The organism is Shewanella sp. 38A_GOM-205m (genome assembly GCF_000518445.1).
In the GTDB taxonomy this organism is placed as follows: Bacteria; Pseudomonadota; Gammaproteobacteria; order Enterobacterales; family Shewanellaceae; genus Shewanella; species Shewanella algae.
Genome location: NZ_KI912438.1, coordinates 124,850 through 148,900, shown reverse-complemented (window position 1 = coordinate 148,900; position 24,051 = coordinate 124,850). Strand labels below are relative to the sequence as shown.

Here is a 24,051-nt window from a genome sequence, read left to right as displayed (position 1 = left end):
GATATGCTCCCGAACGATACCGCAATCAGGGCAAAGAATACGGCGGACGGGTAGCCGTAACTGAACCTGAAACGCCAGTATGGTTCGTTCCGATACGCTGCGAAGTGAAGCGTCGTGAACAGCCTTAGCCGGTTTGCCGCAAGCACAGTGGCCGTTATCAATCGGCTTTAGGTGGATGATGAGGGTTTGTTGATTTTGCTCGGTATGGACGGCTTCAAAGCCTTCCCAGAGCGCAATGGGGAAGGTAATATTCGACATTGAGAACGGTTGGGGTTGGTCATTGTTTTTGTTTGGCGACTAAACAATAACTCTCCAACCGTTTTCATTTCCAGTCCACGCTAATCTGCGATGAACCTTATTCATTCACTGCCTGATGCTCACAACGCCGCGATGGCTTCCTGGCATAGCCTGGTGATCCTGGCCCAGTCGCCCTGCTCCATCGCTTCCACCGGGGCAATCCAGCTGCCACCGATACAATCGACATTCCCCAGCGCCAGATAGTCTTTATAGCTGCTCGGGGTGATCCCGCCTGTTGGGCAAAAACGGACATCGGCCAGTGGACCACTGAAAGCCTTGAGCGCATTGACGCCGCCAGAGGCCTCTGCCGGGAAGAACTTGAAGTGGGTATAGCCCAGCCCCAGCCCCACCATGACTTCGGAGATACTGGCCACCCCAGGAATAAGCGGGATCTTACCGGCTTTACCCGCCTTGAGCAGTTCTACAGTTGCCCCCGGGGTGATGGCAAACTGAGCGCCGGCCTCTGCCGCCTGCGCCAATTGCGCTTCATTCAGTATGGTGCCGGCGCCGACCAAGGCTTCCGGTACCTCGGCAGCTATCCGCCCTATGGCTTCTAGGGCACAATCGGTACGCAGTGTCACTTCCAGTACCCGAATGCCACCGGCAACCAAGGCGTTGGCCAGGGGCACCGCATGTTCAATCTTGTTGATAACCATTACCGGAATGATCGGGCTCAGTTTAAATATGTCCTGAGGTTGCAAGGACCAGTTATTCTCAAGCATGTACTTTATTCCTTAATGATTAGTAATAGTCATCTATGGCACTGGTACTGCGAGCACCGGTTTCAGGGCTGCTGAGATTGGCGCGCAGCGCACTGAACAGCTCACGGCCCATGCCGTAACGCACACTTCTCAATTCCACTTTATCGGCACTTCTTGCGGCCAGTAGCTGCTCATCGACCAGCAGACTGAGTTCGCCCTTTTCGGCATCGACCCGCACCAAGTCACCGCTGTGCACCTTGGCTATCATACCGCCATCGAGTGCTTCGGGCGTCAGGTGAATGGCCGCTGGCACCTTGCCTGAGGCTCCTGACATGCGGCCATCGGTCACCAGGGCAACTTTAAAGCCCCTGTCCTGCAAAGTCCCGAGAATAGGCGTCAGCTTATGCAGCTCGGGCATGCCGTTGGCCTTGGGGCCTTGCCCCTTGACCACCACCACGCAGTCCTTATCCAGTTGACCACTGGTAAAGAGCTCATTGAGTTGATTTTGATCGTCGATAACCACAGCAGGTGCTTCCACCACTCTGTGTTGCTCCTGCACCGCAGAAACCTTGATAACCGCCCGGCCCAGATTGCCCTTGAGCAGCTTAAGACCGCCGTTGCTCTGAAACGGCTTGGCCACTGAAGTCAGCACTTCGCTGTCCAGACTTTCGGTCGGGCCATCCACCCAGCTGAGCTCGCCATTGAGCAACTTGGGCTCCTTGGTGTAACGCTCAAGACCAAAGCCGGCAACCGTGTTGACGTCTTGATGCAGTAAACCGGCATCCAGCAGTTGCCGCACCAGATAAGCCATCCCACCGGCAGCATGAAAATGGTTGATGTCGGCATGGCCGTTGGGATAAACCCTGGCCAGCAGCGGCACTACATCCGACAGTTCAGAGAAGTCGTCCCAGTTGACTATGATGCCGGCCGCACGGGCCGCCGCCACTATGTGCATGGTGAGATTGGTCGAACCACCGGTGGCCAGCAGAGCCACTATGCCGTTGACTATCGACTTTTCACAAACCAGTTCGCCTATGGGGCTGTATTGACTGCCAAGTTCGGTCAGACGGCACACCTGTTTGGCGGCCGCCTTATTGAGCGCCTCACGCAAAGGGTCGTCCGGATTAACAAATGAGGAGCCGGGTAACTGCAGCCCCATGACTTCCAGCATCAACTGGTTGCTGTTGGCCGTACCGTAGAAGGTACAGGTTCCCGCGCTGTGATAGGACTTGGACTCGGCTTCGAGCAAGGCGGCTCTATCGACCTTGCCTTCAGCAAACTGTTGGCGAATTCGGGCTTTTTCCTTGTTGGGGATCCCGGACTTCATCGGTCCCGCCGGCACAAACAGCATGGGCAGATGACCAAAACTCAGGGCGCCTATCAGTAGCCCAGGGACTATCTTGTCACAAATACCCAGCAGTAAGGCACCATCAAACATATTGTGGGACAGGCCAACAGCGGTAGCCATGGCAATCACTTCACGGCTCAGCAGGCTGAGCTCCATTCCGGGTTGGCCCTGGGTAACACCGTCACACATGGCCGGGACACCGCCTGCCACCTGAGCAACGCTGCCCACTTCATTGCAGGCCTGTTTCAGCAATTCAGGATAGTGTTCATAGGGTTGGTGCGCCGAAAGCATGTCATTGAATGCTGTTACTATGCCTATGTTGGCCTTGGTCAGCTGGCGCAGGCTGTCTTTATCGGCCGGCTGACAAGCGGCAAACCCATGGGCCAGATTGCCGCAGCTCAAGCTGCTGCGGTGCACGCCCTTGGCTCTGGCTTCAGCCAATGCCGCCAGGTACTTACCCCTGTGCTCTTGGCTGCGGGCAATAATCCTGTCTGTTACGGCTTGAACTCTTGGGTGCATCTTGCCTCCTTAAGCGCTCCAGAACACATCGACCGGGGTCTTGCGCTGCGCCAACACGGCGCGGATCGGCATTTCCCTGGGATCGTCACTCTCGAGAGCTTGGTGATATACGGAAAGTTTGGTTTCACCGACCAGATGCAGATAGATCTGGCGGCTGCCGAGCACGGCTTTACGGCTCAGGCTGATCCTGGCGTGAGGCGCATTGCCCGGATGCACGGCGCACAGCAGTGCATCGGTTTCCAGCGCCTCGGTCAGTTGCGCTTCGGGGGCGCAGGGAAACCAGGAGCAGGTATGACCATCATTGCCCATTCCCAACACGACCACATCGAAAGGCCGCGGGAAGTTGGCCAACTGCTCTGTGGCCATACTCAAACCCGCTTCCGGGCTGGCAAACATATTCTTCAGGCCACGAAACTTGGCGCTGGCGGCGCGATTTTGCAGTAGATACTCGCGCACCAGGCGCTCGTTGGAGTCCTTGTCTTCGGCATCCACCCAGCGCTCGTCGGCGAGCGTAATGTAAACATCACTCCAGTCGATCATCTTGTGGCTGAGCTCGGCAAACAGTTTCAGCGGCGTCGAACCACCGGAAACCACCAGGCTGGCCTTGCCGCGGCTATCTATCGCGTTTTGCAGCGCGCCGGCAATACGCTCGGCCAACTGGGCTTCCAGCGCAGTTGGGTTATCGAACGATTTGAATACGGTTTCTTTAATCATGCTATCTCCTTATTCATCCCAGGAGCGGCCGTCTTTGGTGATCAAGGCCACTGAGGCCACAGGCCCCCAGGTACCGGCAGGATAAGGCTTGGGCTTTTCGTTGCTCATCTCCCAGGATTGAATAATGCCATCTACCCAGGTCCAGGCCTGCTCCACTTCGTCGCGGCGCACAAACAATGCCTGATTACCCAGCATGGCTTCGAGCAACAAACGTTCATAAGCATCGGCGATACGTTCGTTCTTGAAGGTGTCTGAGAAGCTCAAATCCAGCTTGGTGGTTTGCAATCGCTGTTTTTGCTCAAGCCCGGGCACCTTGTTCATCATCTGGATCTCTACCCCTTCATGTGGTTGCAGACGAATGGTCAGCTTATTGGGCGGCAGATTACGATGGCTTGAACGATACAGGTTATGGGGTGGATTCTTGAAATAGATGACAATTTCAGAACTCTTGAACGGCATACGTTTACCGCTGCGCAGATAGAAAGGCACCCCGGCCCAGCGCCAGTTGTCGATATCGACACGCAAGGCGACAAAGGTCTCTGTGTTGGAATCCACGTTGGCGCCCTCTTCCTCCAGATAACCGGGAACCGGCGATCCTTTGAGGAACCCGGCCGAATACTGGCCGCGCACAGTGTTTTCAAATACATTGTCCTGATTGATGGGACGCAGCGACTTGAGCACCTTCACCTTCTCATCGCGAATGCTATCGGCATCCAGGTTCACAGGGGGGTCCATAGCAATCAAAGTGAGCACCTGCAACAGGTGGTTCTGGATCATGTCTCGCATCTGGCCGGCTTTGTCGAAATACCCCCAGCGCCCTTCAATGCCCACCTCTTCGGCCACTGTGATCTGCACATGATCTATGGTGCGGTTATCCCACTTGGAGGCAAACAGTGAATTGGCAAAACGCAAAGCAATCAGGTTCTGTACTGTTTCTTTACCCAGATAGTGGTCGATACGATAGACCTGACTCTCACTAAAGTAGGCAGAAACCTGATCGTTGATCACTCTGGATGACTGCAGATCTGAGCCTATGGGCTTTTCCAGCACCACTCGGGTATCGGGATGGATCAATTGTTGTTCATGCAGGCAACGGCAGATATCACCGAAGATGGCTGGAGGAGTAGCAAAATAGTTCACCATCACCCGCTTTGCAGGCTCGAGCAGTTGGTGGAAGGCTTTGTATCCTTCAGATTCGGTAAAATTGGTGCCGACATAATGGCAACGTTCGAGGAAGCGGGAAAGCGTGGTGTCGCACAGGGGTTCTTTAACAAAGGTGCTCAGGGCTGTTTTAACCAGTTCGCGAAAATCTTCGGCAGAGAATTCGTCTTTGGCAACACCTATGACCTTAGTGTCCCGATTGAGCAGGCCAGCCTTATCCAGCTGGTAGAGCGAAGGCAACAATTTGCGCCTTGCCAAGTCGCCCTTGGTACCAAAGAGTACAAAATCACAAGCTTTGGCCTCTGATGTTGTTTTGCCCATTGCTTAATGCTCTCCTTTTGTCGGTGGTGGTTCCGCTATGCGATGAAGAATTCCACACTTTTGTTGTAATATAACAACAGTATTTATTAAATGCATCTATAATTTGCAAATAAAGCCATGAGGCCAGTCTAGGCAGGTTTGGCAATAATCTGGTATGCTTTTCCTGCTTAAAACCTTCTTATCTCGGAAGTTAGCCTGTTTTCATTCCGGTATATACAGGACTTACGTCAAGATTGGTTTGCACCCTACTTTGTAGTGCTCATGCCTCAAAGAAATAATAAAATTACATAATTTCAACCCAGCGGACGTACGCGTATGAATACCCTAGAAAAGGTTCAAAAAAACCTCCCCCATTTCAGCAAGTCAGAACGCAAAGTAGCCGAAGTTATCCTGGCATCTCCCCAGACAGCTATTCACTCAAGCATAGCAACTCTGGCCAAGATGGCGGATGTCAGCGAGCCTACAGTCAACCGCTTCTGTCGTCGTTTGGATACCAAAGGTTTCCCGGATTTTAAATTACATCTGGCCCAAAGTCTCGCGAATGGTACCCCTTACGTCAGTCGTCACGTTGAGGAAGATGATACACCCGAGTCTTACACCACCAAGATCTTCGAATCTTCCATGGCTTCTCTGGATACAGCACGCCAGAGCATAGATACCACGGCCATCAACAAGGCGGTAGACATACTGACTCAAGCGAAAAAGATCTCATTCTTCGGTCTTGGCGCCTCGGCCTCAGTAGCACACGATGCCCAGAACAAGTTCTTCCGCTTTAATGTACCGGTTTTATGTTTCGATGATGTGTTGATGCAACGCATGAGCTGTATCAATAGTGATGAAGGCGATGTAGTGGTGCTGATTTCCCACACAGGCCGCACCAAGTCTTTGATCGATATAGCAAGATTGGCCAGAGAAAACGGCGCTGCCGTGATTGGTATTACAGCGCGCCACTCGCCGCTGTCGCAGGAATGTACCCTGCCGGTTACCATGGAGGTGCCGGAGGACACTGATATGTACCTGCCTATGGCGTCACGTTTGGCTCAGTTGGTGATTATTGATGTGCTGGCGACCGGATTCACGCTACGTCGGGGCCCACGCTTCAGGGAAAGTCTCAAGCGGGTCAAAGAGGTATTGAAAGAATCCCGCATCGATAAGAGCGAGCCGCTGTAATCCCCTTTCCCGTAAGCTCCAGGGCAGTTACCAAAATTGGCAACTGCCCATGCCCCGCCTAAAATTAGCCGTAACTCACAAAAATAAAACTTTGAGTTAGATCATTTTGTCTGTAAGTTTCCTACATATTGAGCCGATGTCTGTTAATATAGCGTAAGATTTTTTTTAAACTTAAACGGAGTATATTATGTTCCGCAGAACCAAGATCGTTACCACGCTGGGCCCAGCCACAGATCGTGATGATAACCTGCGTCGTATCATAGCAGCAGGTGCCAACGTTGTTCGCCTCAACTTCTCCCACGGTTCCCCCGAAGATCACCTCAAACGCGCCAGCCAGGCTCGCAGTATTGCGAAAGAACTTGGTGTACACGTTGCCATCCTCGGCGATCTCCAGGGTCCGAAAATCCGTGTTTCCACCTTCAAGGACAATAAGAAAGTCCAACTCAAGCTCGGCCAGCCATTCATTCTGGATGCCGAATTGGGTAAAGGCGAAGGTGATGAAACTCAGGTGGGTATCGATTACAAGGAACTGCCGGACGATGTGGTTGTCGGTGATATCCTGATGCTGGACGATGGCCGGGTACAACTGAAAGTCGAAAAGGTAGAAGGCCGTAAGGTACATACCAGCGTGACAGTTGCCGGTCCCCTGTCCAACAACAAGGGGATCAACAAGAAAGGCGGTGGTCTATCTGCCGCGGCGCTGACAGATAAAGACAAGCAGGACATTGTCACTGCGGCACAAATTCAGGTCGACTACCTGGCGGTATCCTTCCCACGCAGCGGCGCCGATCTTAACTATGCCCGCGAACTGGCGCAAAAGGCCGGCAGCAATGCCCTGATAGTATCCAAGGTAGAACGCGCCGAAGCCGTGGCTTCCGATGAAGCGATGGACGATGTGATCCTCGCCTCCGATGCCGTCATGGTTGCCCGCGGCGACCTGGGTGTAGAAATCGGCGATCCGGCTCTGGTTGCCGTGCAGAAGAAACTGATCAGCCGCTCGCGTCAGCTCAACAAGGTGGTGATCACCGCGACCCAGATGATGGAGTCTATGATCAGCAGCCCTATGCCTACCCGCGCCGAAGTCATGGACGTGGCCAACGCCGTACTCGATGGTACAGACGCAGTGATGCTCTCTGCCGAGACCGCCGCCGGGGATTATCCGGAAGAAACGGTTCAGGCCATGGCCAGGGTTTGTCTCGGCGCCGAGGCGCATCCCAGTGTGCGGGTATCCAAGCACCGTCTGGATGAAAGCTTCAGCTCCATAGAAGAAACCATAGCGCTGTCTACCATGTATGCCGCCAACCATATGCAGGGTGTGAAGGCGATTATCGCCCTTACCGAATCCGGTGCAACGCCCAAGTTGATGTCACGGATAAGCTCGGCGTTGCCTATCTTCGCCCTCGCCCGTCATCAACCTACTTTGGCCAAGATGGCGCTCTATCGTGGTGTCTATCCGGTTGAGTTTGACTCCACCGTTTATGCCGCCGATGAGCTGGCGAAAAAGGCCCTTGAAAGCCTCAAGGACAAGGGGTATCTGGAGAGTGGTGACATGGTGCTCATGACCAAGGGTGATGCCATGGAAACCGTAGGTGGCACCAATACCTGCAAGGTGTTGATCGTAGCCTGATGGCTTGCCAATAGCGCTAAGCTGATAACAAAACAGAAAAGGTACGCCGAGGCGTACCTTTTTTATTTCTGCTGCTTTTGTTTCTGTTTCAGGCTTGGTGATTTTGTTTACATCAGAGGTAAACCGGCCCGGGACAGGCTTACCAAACTGAAATTCAGATACCAATCAATCTCAATTACAGCGTTTCAAAATCATCGACATTGATTGCCGCCAACCGCAGCTTATCGGCCTCAAGCAACTGCTCATACTCGGCTTTACTGATAACCTCAGCATCCAATGCCGCCTGATACAGAGGTAAAGGCGCCAGTTTGGCAGGCAAACGGCCATCTTTTTGTGCCTTTCTCAGTTTGCCGTGCAGTTCACGGCACTGATATTGAGCCTTGAATGCCGCTTCCACCTCGGCAATACCACTGGTGTCGCCGTCAAATTCAGGACAGAGGAAGGTCAGCCTGTCGCGGGCCGGACCCGGTTTAAGCATGCTCTTGACCAGTTCAATGGACTGGCTGTCTTTCGGGCCGTTGAAGTGATTCCCCAGCGGGAACACCAGCACACGCATGACCCAGGCAACCGGACGATTGGGGAAGTTGGCTATCGCCTGCTCAAGCGCGTTGGCAGCCAGTTGCAATCGGGTATCCATCACATGTTTGACTATCGGCAGATCGTCAAACTGGCGGCCATTGTCTTCAAACAGTTTCAATGTGGCCGAGCCCAGATACAGCTGACTGAGAACGTCACCGAGTCTGGCCGAAATCATCTCCTTGCGCTTGAGATCACCGCCCAAGATAAGCATCGATAAGTCGGTCACCAGCGCCAGCGCCTTGGACAGACGGGCCATCTGCTTGTAATAGTCGCGGGTATCGCCACTCACGGGTGAGCGCTCAAAATAACTGCGGCTGAGGGCGTTGCCCAAAGAGCCGAAGGCGTTACGCAGCGCATAACCTATGTGGCCCATCAGCAAGGAGTCGAAACGCTCCAGCGCTTCACTGTTGTCTTCCATGCCGGCAGCTTCCATCTCGGCCAGCACATAAGGATGACAGCGGGTCGCGCCCTGACCGAAGATCATCAAACTACGGGTCAGGATGTTGGCCCCTTCCACTGTGATGGAGATAGGGTTGGCCATATAGCCATGAGCCAGATAGTTTTTTGGCCCCATCTGAATACCCTTGCCGGACTGAATATCCATGGCATCGTTCATCACCTGACGGCCAAGCTCTGTCATGTGATATTTGGCAATCGCGGTAACCACAGATGGTTTAACCTTGAGATCTATGCCTGTGGTTGTCAGACGACGGGCCGCTTCCAGCTGATAGGTGTTGGCGATGATCCTTGCCAGCGCTTCCTGAACCCCTTCAAACTGGCCTATAGCCATGCCGAACTGTTTACGCACGTAGCTGTAGGCGGTTGTCGTCTTGGTCGCCATATGCCCTGACGCCGTCGCCAGCGCCGGCAGTGATATGCCACGTCCGGCAGAAAGGCACTCCACCAGCATACGCCAGCCGCGACCGGCGTATTGCGGGCCACCTATGATCCAATCCAGCGGAATAAACACCTCTTCCCCTTGAGTGGTACCATTCATAAAGGCCATATTGAGCGGATTGTGACGGCGACCAATTTTCACGCCGGGATGATCGGTTGGGATCAGGGCGCAGGTGATCCCCAAGTTAACCTTGTCCCCCAACAGCCCGTCTGGGTCACGCATCTGAAATGCCAGCCCCAGCACAGTGGCCACAGGTGCCAGAGTGATGTAACGCTTGTTCCAGCTCAGCTTCAGCCCCAGAGTTTCCTCGCCCTGGAACTCACCGCGGCAGACTATCCCTTCATCGGGAATGGCCCCTGCATCTGAGCCGGCTTCGGGGCCGGTCAGGGCGAAACAAGGGATCTCTTCCCCTTTGGCCAAGGCCGGTAACCAGTGCTCTTTCTGCTCCTTGGTACCATAGTGAGTCAGCAGCTCACCCGGACCGAGTGAGTTGGGTACCATCACAGTCACGGCGGCGCTGACACTGCGGCTCGCCAACTTACTGACTATGGTGGAGTTGGCATAGGCAGAAAACTCACGGCCACCGTATTTTTTGGGGATGATCAGCGCAAAGAAGCCTTCTTTCTTGAAGTACTCCCACAGCTCAGGCGGTAAGTCCTTGCGGTTGTTGACTATGTCATAGTCATCAATCATTTTTAACGCCGTCATCACCTGATGGTCGATAAAGTCTTTCTCTTCGGCGCTCAGTGCCGGCTTGCCATAGGCGTGCAGGCTTTCCCAGTTGGGTTTACCACGAAACAGCTCGGCTTCCCACCAGACATCACCGGCCTCCATCGCTTCACGCTCTGTATCAGAAAGCGGCGGTAACACCTTACGAAAGAAGGCCAATACCGGCCGTGTCACGAACTGCAGGCGTATATTGCGTACGAAGAACAGCGCTATCAGGGCAACAATTATTAGAAGGATAATACTCATAACCAGACCTTTATTCTGCTTGAGAAACCAGCGGCACAGCCACACCGGCAGCCATGTAGGGGATCACCTTGCGGATAACCGCCTCTATATCATTATGTTCACCAAAGTCGGCTTCGGCTATCTCGTTGAGCGCATCGGCCGATGCCATGGTGAAAACTATGGTTCCCAGGGTAAAGTGCAAGCGCCAGAACATCTCTGCCGGTGGAATGTGAGGTGCACTGCCGGACACAGCCTGGACAAACTGATCCAGATGCTCACCATAGTGGGTGGTAATAAACCAGCGCAAGTGCCCCTGGCTTTCGATGTAGCCGCGACCGAGCAGTTGCAGGAAGATACTGGTTCCTTCGTTGCGGACTTTGTTGAGTTCAAGCAGCGGCCCCACCAGAGAGGAAAAAATGGCATCCAAAGAAGCTTGTTTATCCCGGCCGATAAGCTCATTGATGGCGTTGGACGCCGACGGCATAAACACGTCCAGGTAACGTGCCAAAACCGCCCGAATGAGCTCTTTTTTGGAACCAAAATGGTAGTTTACAGATGCAAGATTCACTTCTGCTTTGCTGGTGATAAGCCTGAGGGAGGTTTCTGAAAACCCCCGTTCGGCAAACAGCTTCTCCGCGGCATCGAGAATTCTTGTCTTGGTATCAGATCGACTTGCCATTCCGTGACCTTAGTTAATTTAAAACACTCGTTTAAATTAAACATTGGTTACACTTATGTCAAACTAAATCTCGGCCTCTTGCAAGGCCTGCAAACCGCCGTTAAAAACAGCTCAGCGAAAGCCTGCTCCTTTGTGGTTGGTCTCGCGGGATTCAAGCCGTTTGGCTTCTGATTTAGGCAACATCACATAGAGGGCCCCATAGCCGCCATGTTCGCGCTGAGCGCTGTGAAACGCTTGCACTTCATCCATCTGCGACAACCAGAAGTTGACACAGGACTTGATAAGTCCAGGAGACGGCTTACGATTCTGCCCTTTGCCATGGATCACCAGCACGCAGCGGTGACCCAAAGCCACCTGAGCTTGAATGAAACCGAGCAGATAATCTCTGGCTTGGCGCACCGACATGGCATGAATATCCAGCTCGGCGGCTATCTTGTATTTGCCGAGACGTAAATTCTTGAATACCGCCTCCTGGATCCCCTGCTGCTTGTAGCTGAGCATATCATCGGGTTTCACTCTGGGGATCAGCGCTAAATCCAAGGTCAGGCGCTGCAGGTACTCATGGACCTCGGCGGCGGCTTTGCGTGCCTGTTTTGACTCGCTGGAAAGAGGTTTCGCTCTGGTCTGGGCCTGGGTTTGTTGCTTGAGCGGCACCACATCGGCCATTTCTTGCATAAAAAGTGTCAGATCATCTGCTTTCATGATGCGACTCCTCCAACTTATGACGAGGTTTACACACTTTGTAAAGAAATCAATCTTCTGTTACCAAGGGGCTTCTATTATAGTGAGGTCAGATGAGCCTGCTTAGATGATTTTAATGAAATTCCTGACCCTATTGTTCTTTTGCCTGATTTCTGTGCTTCAGCCCCTCAAAGCCGCCGAATTGCAGGATAAAGACCAAGCAGCCCTTAATCGTGTCTATGTCATGTTCAACCGGGCATTTAATGAACTCGACTCAGCTCCTTTGGAGGATATATACGCCGAGGATGCCACTTATATTCCTGAACAGCAAAGCCTTGCCATAGTTCAGGGGCGTGAAAACGTACTCAAACTGTATCAAAAGTTCTTTGACCGCATTCGCCATAAACAAGCCAGAATAGATGTGGATTTTAGGGTTGTTCAGCGTCAGGCACACGGCAAGAGCGCCACTGACATAGGCTATTATCTGGTGCGTTTTCACCCGCCGAAAGACACTGAAGAACCCATGAGCGAGTTTGCCGGTAAAATCGTTATCGTCAGCCATAAAGATAAAAAAGGTAACTGGTTAGTGGATGTTGATACCAGCAACCGCGCCGAGCCTGAGCATTATTTCAACGCCAAACCCCAACCTAACCTGTATTATGGCGAGCAGTTTGCCCCCGTGCCCCCTGCCAGCGATCTCCCACCCAGTGTTGAAATTGAAATCGTTCATGCCAAGTAATTGGCAGTACTTGAGAGTGTGCCCTACGGATATAAGAGCGCTATCGTTTTTGCTGCAATTACAATGACGGATTACCTTGTTCACTTCTCTTGCTGAAGTTCACGACAAATAAAAGGAATTATGAGTCAGATGACGCTCAAAGCCTTATTGAACGATTGCAAATGGTTCGATCGCACCTTTACCGGCAAATACGCTAACCTGGATTTGGTGAGCGAAATCACTTTGCCCATCTCTTTGAGCTTTTTCACTTTGCCCTGGAGAAAAGAGCTACCGCTGCTTTTGAGTCTAGTTCCCGTTATTGTGCTGGCCACACTGCTGGCGCCTTTTATGGGAAAGGTTCAGTTGCTATTGCTCCCGGCCTGCAGCGTCATCTGGTTTTTGATATATATCCAGGTACGCAAAGGCCGAATACTGACTCAGTTAGGCGTGAAAAGCAGTGCCAAAGACGAGCGGCAGATAAGGATAAACCAAACCCGTATTCTCCTGCCTCAATATCTCACGGGAGCAACGACCGCTGTCGCCAAAGAGGATATCGCGAGTCTGGTGTTCCACTGGGTGGGCTATCATGACAATCATCAGCTTGAGCGCAAGCGAGCTCACGCCTTGACAGTTAAGCTGAAAAACGGCCGGGAGTACCGGCTCTCGGGTACGGCCTATCCCTTACGAAGCCTGCTTTATCTGGCCATTTTCTTTGACTACCCGCTGCAGCTGATAGAAGCCTCGCCCGCCAAAGAACGCCTTATCCAATTTGCCATAGGGCTTGCGTTCAGTGTTTTGATGCTCAATCTGGTAATGATTTTCATCATCCACTAACCAAACTCGCCGCTTTTCAATGCAAGGCTGCTGTCAAAGCGCTATTATGAGCGCAACTCAAGCCGGGATGCCGGCGCCTTATTACCATTCACGATTGAAACAGAGATTGAAACAGAAAATCCCGATGCCAACCAATACCCTTTGCCCTTGCCACTCCAAGCTCCCCTACTGCGAATGCTGTCAGCCGCTGCACACTAAGCAGCACATAGCTGCTACTCCAGAGCAGTTGATGCGCTCCCGCTATGCCGCCTTTGTCAAACAGGAGTTTGACTATCTTATCGATACCCATCATCAGGACTATCGTCAGGGACTCACGGCGCAAATCCTGGCCCAAATGCCAAAGACCCAGTGGCTGGGACTGCAGATTGTCGAGCGGGAACCTTTGACTCCGGGACAAACCCAGGCCAGAGTCACTTTCAAGGCCTGGTATTTGGCTGATGGCCAGTTGGACGCTATTTTTGAAGAATCGAAATTTATACTTGAGGCCGGCAACTGGTTTTACACCGAGGGCAAGCAGTTCGCCGTCAGCTATCCCAAACGCAATGAACCCTGCATTTGCGACAGCGGTCACAAGTTCAAACACTGCTGCCTGAAACGGATTTAGCTAGGAGTTATTTAAGTTCGGCCCCAAGTTGGCCAGTGTGTGCTTGGGCTGGCTAATCAGTGCAGCAACAGCGGTTGACTCTGCTGCAAGAAAGCGCTGAATTCAGCTTCTCTGAGTGCCGGGCTGTACAGGAACCCCTGGGCCTGATGACACATGCAGGATGTGAGAAAACGTTCCTGCTCGGCGGTTTCAACTCCCTCTGCTGTCAGAGAGATATTCAGCGCCTTGGCCATAGCGATAATCGCACTGACGATTTCGCGACTCTCACGGCTAATATTGAGATCTGAGATAAAAGACCTGTCTATCTTGAGCTTGCTGATGGGAAACTGTTTCAAATAGCGCATTGAACTGTAACCCGTACCGAAATCATCAATGGCAAGCCCTACCCCCAAGTCTGCCAACTCCTGGCATAGATTGGTGGCATAGCGTATATCTTCCATCAACTCGGTTTCGGTGATCTCCAGAATAAGCGTACCTGGCTTCAAGCGGTAACGATTGAGCAGTTGCCACACCTGCTCATAAAGATTGCTGCCGAAAAACTGCCGCGCCGACACGTTCACATGCATGGCGATATTAATATTGTGGTGCTGCCACAAATTAAGCTGGCGACAGGCGGCCTCCAGCACCCAGGTACCTATGGCATTGATAAGTCCAGACTGTTCGGCAATATCGATAAAGGCGCCGGGATACAGTACTCCCCGCTTGGGATGGTGCCAGCGGATCAGTGCTTCGGCACCTATGTAACTGCAGCTTTGCAAATCTTTAAGCGGCTGATAATAAAGTTCAAACTGTCTGCCCCGAATGGCGGCGTGCAGATCTCTTTCTATCTGGGCATCATCCTTGAACGCCTTGAGCAACGCGCTGTTGAAAAACTGGATTGCCGTACCCTGCTTCTTCTTGGCGTATTGCAGCGCAATATCGGCACAAGTCAGCGGCGCTACCAATTCGGCGACTTCGGCAATGTCCACCGCCGCCAGTGCCGGCTTGGGATCCACTTGCTCACGGCCGATATTGATGGGATTGCACAACTGTTGATAGAGGCGATGACAACAAACATCGATATCAAGCTCGTTGTTATCATCGAGCAGGAGGGCAAACTCATCACTGCCTACCCTGGCAATATTGCAGCCGGGATAAAGAGAGGCAAAGTGTTTCAAACGGCGGGCCACTTCAATCAGCAAGGCATCACCCTGTTCATGCCCATAGGTATCATTGAAGCGTTTAAAACCAATCAAATCGATCAGCAGCAACTGCCCGCTATAGGTTCTATCGAGTAAACGATTGAAATGGGTGCGGTTGTATAGTCCGGTCAGGCTGCAACGCCAGGCCAAGCGCTCAAGTTCGGCCTGATAATTATGCTGCTCGGTACAATCTTCGCTGGAGACCAAGACATAATGGTTACCGCGCTGAGTGATAAATTGACTGGCATGGTATCTGAGCCAATACTCCTGGCCCTGCTCACGATTGAGCATCACTTCACCGGTAGCCACTTCACCGCGCAGCACTTTGGCCAAGGTCATTTCAGCCTGTTTGGGTTGCTGATGAAAAAAGGCCAATTGCTTCAGGCTGGCACCAAGCATTTTTTCTTTCGGGATACCGGTGATCTGTTCATGGGCGCTGTTGATGTATTCAATCGCTTCTGTGTGCAGATTGATTAGCATGGTGACCTGGGCCGACTGCTCCGCGGCCGACTGAAACAGCGTCAGTAGTTCATCTTTACGGTAGGCATCATAGGTCGCCAGAGTCAGCGCCAGTTGATCAGCGACTTGCGATGCCAGGTGGATTTCCAAATCGCTCCAGAGTTCGCCGGCAATGGTTCGCTCCAGGCTCAATACGCCTTCAATGTGGCCATTGATCCTGATAGCGATATCCAGGGCACTGGCAATACCGTTGGCGTTAAAGTAGACCTCGGCAAGCTCGCTCATCCGCCAATCCGCTAGCGCGTCATTGGCGTCAATGTGGCGTCTTTGTTTGAGTTGATCTATATAGGCGGGTATTTGACTGAGGTGTTGCGGTCTGGGCGTCTGAATAGGTCGCCCTGAGCCAAAGCGGGCAACTTCAAACTGCACATGTTGATCCCTGGACCAGGACCAGACACTGGCGTGTTGCACATCAAGGTACTGACACAAGAGCTCAGTAGCCAGTTCAGCCGTCTTGGCGAAATCGCCCTGCTGCTTGGCAACCGAGTTGGTCAACAACTCCAGCAATCGCTGATACCTACGTCGCTTCACACATGTCCTCAGGTTCCCTTTCGGGCTTAAAGAAACCCGCGCCGAATGCGCGGGCCTGTTATCACTTCTCTGCGCGAGATTACACTTTTACATAATATCCAGCAAGATAACTCATACTTTCTTACATTTACCCTGCCATGGTCGGCCTCACAACCTTTCGGATCTGGCCACCTTTGACCATTTACTTAAGTCACTTATGCCAAGCCGTTTTCCAACTGAAAAATCATTTTCTCGGCACTACAGGAAAAAGTCAGCGCCAGGGTGACAGCCTGCTCATCGTTGCAGAGCTCAGCCTTGACATCGGCGAAGCGGCCTTCGGCCAATTGCTTTAGCGCCTCGGCATCGGCTACTGCCGACTCACCTTGAAAAGTCAACGAAAGCAAGGTGTCTCCTTCTTCGACCACTGTCCCTATATCCACATAGCTGCCACACTCGGCACAAGTGTCCTGCACATTGGCGGCCTGAGCCTGTTCAATACTCTTCATCTATATGTCTCCGATGCTGATAGGCACTCACCATTATACGACATAGACAAGACCCGGACTGAGGCAAGACTCACGCAGTTTGATAAAGACCGGCCAACCTGCGTTGCTCAGACAGTTGGTCTACAAACTCCATTAGCGCCACCTTGGGTTGGTTTAGGGCGCCTTCCGTGCGCAACCTTGTGTGCCAATCGCAGTTATCCAACGCCACCTGCATTCCGCTATCTCTCTTTCCCCTGATAACCAAAGGTTCGGGCATCAAGGCCTGGGCCAGTTGAAAGCTGCGCTCGCCCTCACTGATAAAATGATAACTGTTGTCTACCGGGGAAGGTTCTTGACTCAAGTCCCCAACCAAAGGTTGAGGCGCAGGCAGATCAAATTGCTGCCGCAGGACAGTGTCCTTTTCAACATCGTCATGCAGGTGAAACTGGGGCCAATCGCGCACATCCTGAGACAGCAACGCCAAAAGCAGGGCAAACTCCCCCCGGCGATGGGACTCAACAGCCAGATTAAGCCGTTCGCCCAATTGCAGTTCATTGATTAAGGAAACATCAGTGCGCATAAAAAAACATCAACAAAACAACTCGTTGTTAGTTAATCGACCAAATGACCACGAACTTTAGCCCTTTTTTTAAAATCGGGCTTTACATGAAAAAGGTTTCTGACTACTATGGCGGCCGCAATTGAGGAGGGGTTCCCGAGTGGCCAAAGGGATCAGACTGTAAATCTGACGGCTCCGCCTTCGAAGGTTCGAATCCTTCTCCCTCCACCATTTGCCTACAATTTAAAAGACACGAAAGTGAAATCGTGGAGGGGTTCCCGAGTGGCCAAAGGGATCAGACTGTAAATCTGACGGCTCCGCCTTCGAAGGTTCGAATCCTTCTCCCTCCACCATTTCTTTTATATTCCTTTAGTCAATCTTCCAAGTTTTTTATCTACGCCCACTGCGTTTAATTCATTAACAATCAATCATCTAGCCTGTCGCTGTGCCTGAATACGCCTGAGTTTTCGCTATCCATTGTCATTACCTTTGGTTATGATTAAGACCATCCTGTTATAAGAAAGAAGAACAACAATGGCCGATCTCTGGGTAAACGAAGCAATTGCCAAAATCGAAGCCGATTTTCAGCGCAGTGCCGACACGCATTTGATTAAACTGGAACTGCCGGCGGTCGCCGGAGTGGATATCTATCTTAAAGACGAAAGCACCCATCCAACCGGAAGCCTCAAGCACCGTTTGGCAAGATCACTGTTTCTGTACGCCTTGTGTAACGGCTGGATCAAACAGGATACTCCTGTCATTGAATCCTCATCCGGCAGCACAGCTGTCTCCGAGGCCTACTTTGCCCGCCTGCTGGGGCTACCCTTTATTGCGGTTATGCCGGCCTCCACCGCCCGCAAGAAGATACAGCAGATAGAGTTTTATGGCGGCCGTTGTCACTTTGTCAATCACTCCAGCGAAATCTACGCTGAGTCTGAGCGGCTGGCGCGGGAGCTGAATGGCCATTATATGGATCAGTTCACCTATGCCGAGCGGGCCACCGACTGGCGCGGCAACAATAATATTGCCAATGCCATTTTCGATCAGATGCAGCGCGAGCCCTTCCCTATTCCCGAGTGGATTGTGATGAGCCCGGGTACCGGCGGCACTTCGGCCACCATTGGCCGTTATATCCGCTATCAACAGCTTTGCACCAAGCTGTGTGTGGTCGACCCGGATAACTCAGTGTTCTATGACTATTTTCAACAAAGAGATGCGGCCATCACCTGTGAGCAAGGCAGCAAGATTGAAGGTATAGGCCGGCCCAGAGTCGAGCCCTCCTTTATCCCGGGGGTTGTCGACTTCATGTTGAAGATCCCTGATGCCGCCTCTGTGGCGACAATCCATTGGCTGGAACAGATCATCGGCCGCAAGACCGGGGCCTCGACCGGCACCAACCTCTATGGTGCCCTGATGCTGGCGGCCGAAATGAAACGCGACAACCGCCAGGGCTCAATAGTGACCCTGATCTGCGACCCCGGTGAGCGCTATCTGGACACTTATTACAACCCCGAGTGGATAGCCGCCAACATAGGGGATATCAGCCAGTATCAAAACAAACTGAAGCTGTTTGAAACCACGGGTGAACTCTGCTGCTAACAACGCGCTTCAGATAACAAAAAGCCGCATCAATGCGGCTTTTTGTCGATTACCACTACGGATTAATCGATATCCAGATACTTGTGAGTCTGAATAGACAAACGCCAGTTGCGTTCGATACAGACTTTCATCGCCAACGCCGTCGCCCGGCTCTTCTGGCTGATGGGCTGCAGGCAGATAGTCTTGTCTTTGAGATCCAGTCCCTGCAGCAGTTGATCCAGCTCCTCAATATGAGCCTCGGTCGCCACCGGATGCTTAATCTCATTTGCCCGCTCCAGCGCCTGACGCAGTACCGGCATCCCCCCCTTCATACCGACCTTGGGCGAGACTGTGACCCAGGTATCTGCGCTGCAATTCACCTCAAAGGTGCCACTGGTTTCAATTTGAGTGCGAAAGCCTGCGGCATTAAATGCTTCTGTCATTTCAGTGAGCGGATAGAGACAAGGCTCACCCCCTGTGATCACTATATGCCTGGCATTGAATCCCTGCTGTTTGAACGCCTCCAGTAAAGACTTGGCATCATGCAAGGCCCAGCGACCGATACTGCCATCGGTGCGGATCACATCGGCAGGTTTCACCTGATTATGCTCAAGCTTGTCCCAGGTCTGGCGGGTATCACACCAAGGACACCCCACAGGGCAACCCTGCAAACGCACAAAAATAGCCGGAACGCCGGTAAACACACCTTCTCCCTGCAGGGTTTCAAAGACTTCGTTGACGGGGTAGTACATCGGGGTTCCTCATATTTGCCGGGGCGGCATTTATAGAGGAATTTAGCCCCAAGCGCAAGGATGAGCGAATTTTCCGTTTTTTACCCAGCCGGCGCTGACAGCCGGCCAAATTAGGGTAAACTGTGACGATTGAGTCATCCCTTTGAATAGACACTTATGTCTTCATCCAATCAATCGCTTATGTCATCAGAATCAAACGCACCGCAAACCCAAACCGCAGAGCCGCCCCGGAGCACTAAGCCAGCTATTTCCAAGGCGATAGTCGTTTTCAGCGGCGGTCAGGACTCCACCACCTGCCTTATTCAGGCCTTGGCCCAGTATGATGAAGTACATGCCATCACCTTCGACTATGGCCAGCGCCACAGCCAGGAGATTGAAGTTGCCAAACAACTGGCGCAAAAACTCGGCGCCGCCAGTCACAAGGTGCTGGATGTCACTCTACTCAATGAGTTGGCCATCTCGGCCCTGACCCGCGACAATATCCCGGTATCAAACGACTTGATGGACAATGGTCTGCCCAATACTTTTGTTCCCGGACGCAATATTCTGTTTCTGACCCTGGCGGGGATCTACGCCTATCAAATAGGCGCCGAGGCCGTGATCACAGGTGTCTGCGAGACCGACTTTTCCGGCTACCCGGACTGCCGTAATGACTTTATCAAGGCGATGGAGTCTGCGCTGGTACAAGGCATGGACAGACAGCTGCGTTTGGTTACGCCACTCATGTGGCTCAACAAGGCCGAAACCTGGGCACTGGCAGATAAATACCAGCAACTGCCACTGGTAAGGGATGAAACCCTTACCTGCTATAACGGCATTCTTGGCAAAGGCTGTGGCACCTGCCCCGCCTGTTTATTGCGTCAAAAAGGATTGGATGAGTATCTGGCGACGCCGGACAGCATCCAGGCGATACTGGCGGCCAAGACAGCGTGAAGCCGAGTTCCGCTTATTTTTCAGGTGTTGTGTTAACAGCCCTGGCGCTGCTGCTGTATTCTCTGCCGCTCACTGAGCTGTTGGCCTTTCGCCGCAGCGCCATAGAACAAGGTGAGCTGTGGCGGCTTGTCAGCGGCAATCTGCTGCACACCAACTTCTGGCATCTGCTGATGAACCTTGCCGGGTTTTGGGTGATCCTTTATCTGCATAAGGAACACTATAACGCCCTGGGTGTATTGATATTGACCCTGGCACTGTGTCTGCTTGAAGGTGTAGGACTTTATCTTTGCTACCCGCAGCTTATGGGTTATGTGGGACTCAGTGGCATACTGCACGGCCTGTTTGCCTTCGGCGCCCTGGCCGATATTCGCAGCGGTCGCAGTTCAGGTTACCTGCTGCTTGCTGGCGTTATCGCCAAGGTCGGCTGGGAGCAATGGCAAGGGGCGGCCGCTGAAGTCAGCGCACTGATTGGCGCCAGAGTCGCGGTTGAAGCGCATCTTGTTGGCCTGATTGGTGGTATCGCACTGTTTGGCTTGTGGCGACTGAGTGCTTATAAAGCGCCGAAACTTTGATGCCAAGCCTAAGCATTTAAATAGGGGTTTTTAAATTAGGCTTTTAAATCAAGCTCTTTAAAGTCGTTGACAGATGAACAGCATAAAGAACCCGGCTTTTGCCGGGTTCTTTGTCAATGAGTCAATTTTAGGGAAGGTGCGAACAAGCCCCATGTGTGCTTTAGGCCTTGATAAGCTCCTCTCTGAGCCTTGCCACTTCATCACGCAGCGCAGCGGCCTGCTCAAACTCCAGATCCCTGGCATGCTGGTGCATCTGTTTTTCCAGCCTGTCTATTTCATGTGCCAGATTGGCAGCGTCCACCTGATAAGCCGACTTGCGCTCCGCCACCTTACGGGCACCCGGCTGGGGTGCTGCCGATGAGGGGGAATCTCCCACATCCATAACATCTGTGATCTTCTTCACCAAGCCCTTGGGCACTATGCCATTGGCCAGGTTGAAAGCGTGCTGTTTCTCGCGGCGACGATTAGTTTCATCCATGGCCTTGGCCATTGAAGGGGTTACCTTATCGGCGTAAAGGATCACCTTGCCGTTAATGTTACGGGCTGCGCGGCCTATGGTCTGGATAAGCGAGCGCTCGGAGCGCAGGAAGCCCTCTTTATCGGCATCGAGAATACACACCAGAGACACTTCCGGCATGTCCAGCCCTTCCCTGAGCAAGTTGATGCCGACCAGCACGTCGAATACCCCCTTACGTAAATCGCGAATGATCTCCACCCGCTCCACGGTATCCACGTCCGAGTGCAAGTAACGCACCTTAACGCCGTGTTCATCGAGATATTCGGTGAGATCTTCCGCCATCCGCTTGGTCAGCGTGGTCACCAACACACGTTCGTTGACGGCAATGCGCTTGTTGGCCTCAGAGAGCAGATCATCCACTTGAATCGCCACCGGCCGCACTTCCAGCTCGGGATCCAACAAACCCGTGGGCCTGACCACTTGCTCGGCCACATCGCCGCCGCTGCGTTCAAGTTCATAACTGCCCGGTGTGGCCGACACATAAATCGTCTGCGGCATCAAGGACTCGAACTCTTCAAACTTGAGCGGTCTGTTATCCAGTGCCGATGGCAGGCGGAAACCGTACTCCACCAGGGTGGTTTTCCTCGAACGGTCACCCTTGTACATGGCACCTATCTGCGGCACAGTCACATGGGACTCGTCGATGATCAGCAGACCATCCGGCGGCAGATAATCCAGCAAAGTCGGCGGCCCTTCTCCCGGTGCACGCCCGGAGAGATAACGGGAGTAGTTTTCGATACCGGAGCAATAACCCAGTTCTGTCATCATCTCCACATCGTACTGCACCCGCTCGCTGATCCTTTGTGCCTCAATCAGCTTATTGGCATCCAGCAACTGCTGACGGCGCTCTCTGAGCTCGGCCTTTATCTGCTCTGTGGCCGCCAATATTTTTTCTCTCGGGGTCACATAGTGAGTCTTGGGGTAAACCGTGGCGCGGGCAATGCGTTTACGCACCTGGCCGGTCAAAGGGTCGAACAGCGACAGCTGCTCTATCTCATCATCGAACAACTCGACCCGAATAGCATCCCGGTCCGATTCGGCCGGGAAGATATCTATTACCTCACCGCGTACCCTGAAGGTACCGCGCTGCAGTTCAATATCGTTGCGGCTATATTGCAACTCGCTGAGCCGCTGCAGTATATCCCGCTGGCCCATGATGTCGCCCTGGCGCAGGTGCAGCAGCATCTTCATGTAAGAATCAGGGTCGCCAAGACCATAAATGGCTGAGACCGAAGCCACCAACACCACATCACGCCGCTCCAGCAAGGCCTTGGTGGCCGAGAGCCGCATCTGCTCGATATGAGCGTTGACCGAAGCATCCTTCTCAATAAAGGTGTTGGTCGAAGGCACATAGGCTTCCGGTTGGTAGTAGTCATAGTAGGAAACGAAGTATTCCACCGAATTATGGGGGAAAAACTCTTTCATCTCACCGTAGAGTTGTGCCGCCAACGTTTTATTGGGCGCCATAATGATGGTTGGCCGCCCTTGATTGGCAATCACATTGGCAATGGTGAAAGTTTTTCCTGAGCCGGTAACCCCCAGCAAAGTCTGGTTGGCGAGCCCGGATTCCAGGCCATCAACCAGTTTGGCAATGGCGGAGGGCTGATCTCCGGCAGGAGAATACTGAGACTCCAAACGAAACGGCGTAGCTGACACTTTAATGCTCCTTCGGTTAAGCCTTTCATTTTACTCATTGGGCCGAATTACGCCAAGCCAAAAGCCGCATTACTCCTGCCAACATGATGTCAGCAGCAGCTTGTGCTGAAACTCAGCAACGAGACGGCAGATGTGGCGGCCAAATATAAAAAATCCATCCGAATGAATCACTGAGGCGGATTTAATGCACAAGGATTGGCAGATACTTCCTTACAGCTTTGTTACAAAAATCACCAAGCAAACCAAAGCGGCTTGACTTTTATATCTTGCTGTTTTTGTTATGTTTATATTTTAGCCTCCCAAATTGACCATTTTAAGTTCAATGCTGATGCCACAAGGGTTTGCAGCCCATAAAGCGGGGAAGCTCACAGGTTTATCCACAGATTTAGTGGATAAGTCAGTGTAACCCTTTAGCCATGGGGGCTTGAGGCATCCGGTTCCATTTATCCTACCCTGGTGGGTATTTTGTAATAAAAGAACATATGAAAGTGTGGTACTCGCAAAGGGATTAAGCTGCACCAAAAATGAACACAAAATGATTGTACTGTCCTTTTTTGAGAGGTGTTCTATCTTGCTTGAAGCGCTCAGTTTGATGCCCCTTTCATAATCCCCCATGGTATTTATCTATGGCATGGCAGCTCAATCGCTAGAAAAGGGCTCATTAAGGTCGATATCCTTGTTGCAAATGGCAAGAGGTCTGAGTCAAACGCCTGGCACATAAGTGTTTAGCCGTTATTTTTTAAGCAAAAAATATCCATAAAGCAGTTTTATCCATCACTGTGAGCATTAGATAAGCAATTAACAGCTTAATGACACTTTTTTTGGGGATGCGAGTTGACTCCACCCACAGAGCGATTTACTATGCGCTCCGTTCTCAGCGAGACAAGCGAGAAATTGCGATTCCCCTGTAGTTCAGTCGGTAGAACGGCGGACTGTTAATCCGTATGTCACTGGTTCAAGTCCAGTCAGGGGAGCCACTTCAAG

The 24,051-nt window shown here is 52.4% G+C and carries 20 protein-coding genes and 3 tRNA genes; 11 read left to right on the top strand and 12 right to left on the bottom strand.

Annotation, left to right across the window (positions count from 1 at the left end; translation table 11 throughout):
- Nucleotides 1-377 precede the first annotated feature (377 nt).
- From N512_RS0120430 to zwf, 4 genes are read right to left on the bottom strand one after another with little or no spacing between them, the layout of a single operon-like run.
- A complete protein-coding gene (locus tag N512_RS0120430) occupies nucleotides 378-1,019 on the bottom strand; it encodes a bifunctional 4-hydroxy-2-oxoglutarate aldolase/2-dehydro-3-deoxy-phosphogluconate aldolase (protein ID WP_025889943.1) in 642 nt (213 codons plus the stop codon).
- Nucleotides 1,020-1,038: 19 nt separating this feature from the next.
- On the bottom strand, nucleotides 1,039-2,865 hold the full coding sequence (edd, locus tag N512_RS0120425) for a phosphogluconate dehydratase (protein WP_028781508.1): 1,827 nt from the start codon (nucleotides 2,863-2,865) through the stop codon (nucleotides 1,039-1,041).
- 9 nt (nucleotides 2,866-2,874) lie between these two features.
- Complete coding sequence (gene pgl / locus N512_RS0120420) at nucleotides 2,875-3,579, bottom strand: 6-phosphogluconolactonase (protein WP_028781507.1); 705 nt, start codon at nucleotides 3,577-3,579, stop codon at nucleotides 2,875-2,877.
- Nucleotides 3,580-3,588: 9 nt separating this feature from the next.
- Nucleotides 3,589-5,061 (bottom strand): glucose-6-phosphate dehydrogenase, encoded by a 1,473-nt coding sequence (zwf, locus tag N512_RS0120415; protein WP_025010246.1) that lies wholly within the window; start codon nucleotides 5,059-5,061, stop codon nucleotides 3,589-3,591.
- Nucleotides 5,062-5,376: 315 nt separating this feature from the next.
- On the opposite strand from zwf, the gene N512_RS0120410 reads away from it, so the two are divergent.
- Together N512_RS0120410 and pyk are read left to right on the top strand one after the other, a co-directional pair.
- On the top strand, nucleotides 5,377-6,231 hold the full coding sequence (locus tag N512_RS0120410) for a MurR/RpiR family transcriptional regulator (protein WP_028781506.1): 855 nt from the start codon (nucleotides 5,377-5,379) through the stop codon (nucleotides 6,229-6,231).
- Between the two features lie 187 nt (nucleotides 6,232-6,418).
- Complete coding sequence (pyk, locus tag N512_RS0120405) at nucleotides 6,419-7,858, top strand: pyruvate kinase (protein WP_028781505.1); 1,440 nt, start codon at nucleotides 6,419-6,421, stop codon at nucleotides 7,856-7,858.
- A gap of 175 nt (nucleotides 7,859-8,033) precedes the next feature.
- Here the strand turns inward: pyk and N512_RS0120400 are convergent, their stop codons facing one another.
- The 3 genes from N512_RS0120400 to smrA all read right to left on the bottom strand — a co-directional run bounded on the left by N512_RS0120400 (nucleotide 8,034) and on the right by smrA (nucleotide 11,670).
- Nucleotides 8,034-10,310 (bottom strand): acyl-CoA dehydrogenase, encoded by a 2,277-nt coding sequence (locus N512_RS0120400; protein WP_028781504.1) that lies wholly within the window; start codon nucleotides 10,308-10,310, stop codon nucleotides 8,034-8,036.
- A gap of 10 nt (nucleotides 10,311-10,320) precedes the next feature.
- Nucleotides 10,321-10,968, bottom strand: a complete 648-nt coding sequence (locus tag N512_RS0120395; protein ID WP_025010244.1) for a TetR/AcrR family transcriptional regulator — start codon at nucleotides 10,966-10,968, stop codon at nucleotides 10,321-10,323.
- Nucleotides 10,969-11,079: 111 nt separating this feature from the next.
- A complete protein-coding gene (gene smrA, locus N512_RS0120390; protein ID WP_028781503.1) occupies nucleotides 11,080-11,670 on the bottom strand; it encodes a DNA endonuclease SmrA in 591 nt (196 codons plus the stop codon).
- 115 nt (nucleotides 11,671-11,785) lie between these two features.
- On the opposite strand from smrA, the gene N512_RS23510 reads away from it, so the two are divergent.
- From N512_RS23510 to N512_RS0120375, 3 genes are all read left to right on the top strand, one after another.
- Nucleotides 11,786-12,388 carry a YybH family protein gene (locus tag N512_RS23510; RefSeq protein ID WP_025010242.1) on the top strand — a complete coding sequence of 201 codons (603 nt, stop codon included), beginning with the start codon at nucleotides 11,786-11,788 and terminating at the stop codon, nucleotides 12,386-12,388.
- Nucleotides 12,389-12,508: 120 nt separating this feature from the next.
- Nucleotides 12,509-13,201, top strand: a complete 693-nt coding sequence (locus N512_RS0120380) for a hypothetical protein (protein WP_028781502.1) — start codon at nucleotides 12,509-12,511, stop codon at nucleotides 13,199-13,201.
- A 124-nt stretch (nucleotides 13,202-13,325) separates the two neighbouring features.
- Nucleotides 13,326-13,805 (top strand): YchJ family protein, encoded by a 480-nt coding sequence (locus N512_RS0120375; protein WP_028781501.1) that lies wholly within the window; start codon nucleotides 13,326-13,328, stop codon nucleotides 13,803-13,805.
- Between the two features lie 56 nt (nucleotides 13,806-13,861).
- Here N512_RS0120375 and N512_RS0120370 read toward each other — a convergent pair whose 3' ends face one another.
- The 3 genes from N512_RS0120370 to N512_RS0120360 form a co-directional block, all read right to left on the bottom strand.
- Entirely contained in the window at nucleotides 13,862-16,036 is a 2,175-nt protein-coding gene (locus N512_RS0120370; RefSeq protein ID WP_028781500.1) for a putative bifunctional diguanylate cyclase/phosphodiesterase, read from the bottom strand.
- Nucleotides 16,037-16,230: 194 nt separating this feature from the next.
- Nucleotides 16,231-16,521 (bottom strand): DUF406 family protein, encoded by a 291-nt coding sequence (locus N512_RS0120365; RefSeq protein ID WP_028781499.1) that lies wholly within the window; start codon nucleotides 16,519-16,521, stop codon nucleotides 16,231-16,233.
- A gap of 70 nt (nucleotides 16,522-16,591) precedes the next feature.
- On the bottom strand, nucleotides 16,592-17,080 hold the full coding sequence (locus tag N512_RS0120360) for a VC2046/SO_2500 family protein (RefSeq protein ID WP_028781498.1): 489 nt from the start codon (nucleotides 17,078-17,080) through the stop codon (nucleotides 16,592-16,594).
- A gap of 125 nt (nucleotides 17,081-17,205) precedes the next feature.
- On the opposite strand from N512_RS0120360, the gene N512_RS0120355 reads away from it, so the two are divergent.
- The 3 genes from N512_RS0120355 (at nucleotide 17,206) to N512_RS0120345 (ending at nucleotide 18,658) form a co-directional block, all read left to right on the top strand.
- Nucleotides 17,206-17,290: transfer RNA gene (locus N512_RS0120355), tRNA-Tyr, on the top strand.
- Between the two features lie 37 nt (nucleotides 17,291-17,327).
- Nucleotides 17,328-17,412, top strand: a tRNA-Tyr gene (locus N512_RS0120350).
- A gap of 181 nt (nucleotides 17,413-17,593) precedes the next feature.
- Entirely contained in the window at nucleotides 17,594-18,658 is a 1,065-nt protein-coding gene (locus tag N512_RS0120345; RefSeq protein ID WP_028781497.1) for a PLP-dependent cysteine synthase family protein, read from the top strand.
- A 62-nt stretch (nucleotides 18,659-18,720) separates the two neighbouring features.
- On the opposite strand, the gene queE is transcribed toward N512_RS0120345, so the two are convergent.
- The gene (gene queE / locus N512_RS0120340; protein ID WP_028781496.1) at nucleotides 18,721-19,389 is read right to left on the bottom strand and encodes a 7-carboxy-7-deazaguanine synthase QueE; all 669 of its coding nucleotides are present in this window, start codon (nucleotides 19,387-19,389) and stop codon (nucleotides 18,721-18,723) included.
- A gap of 180 nt (nucleotides 19,390-19,569) precedes the next feature.
- Between queE and queC the strand changes: the two genes are divergently transcribed.
- Together queC and rrtA are read left to right on the top strand one after the other, a co-directional pair.
- A complete protein-coding gene (gene queC, locus N512_RS0120335) occupies nucleotides 19,570-20,322 on the top strand; it encodes a 7-cyano-7-deazaguanine synthase QueC (RefSeq protein WP_051472894.1) in 753 nt (250 codons plus the stop codon).
- 29 nt (nucleotides 20,323-20,351) lie between these two features.
- Nucleotides 20,352-20,894 carry a rhombosortase gene (gene rrtA, locus N512_RS0120330; protein ID WP_231473631.1) on the top strand — a complete coding sequence of 181 codons (543 nt, stop codon included), beginning with the start codon at nucleotides 20,352-20,354 and terminating at the stop codon, nucleotides 20,892-20,894.
- A gap of 160 nt (nucleotides 20,895-21,054) precedes the next feature.
- On the opposite strand, the gene uvrB is transcribed toward rrtA, so the two are convergent.
- Nucleotides 21,055-23,067 carry an excinuclease ABC subunit UvrB gene (gene uvrB / locus N512_RS0120325; RefSeq protein ID WP_028781493.1) on the bottom strand — a complete coding sequence of 671 codons (2,013 nt, stop codon included), beginning with the start codon at nucleotides 23,065-23,067 and terminating at the stop codon, nucleotides 21,055-21,057.
- 901 nt (nucleotides 23,068-23,968) lie between these two features.
- Here uvrB and N512_RS0120320 point away from each other — a divergent pair.
- Nucleotides 23,969-24,044: transfer RNA gene (locus tag N512_RS0120320), tRNA-Asn, on the top strand.
- Nucleotides 24,045-24,051 lie beyond the last annotated feature (7 nt).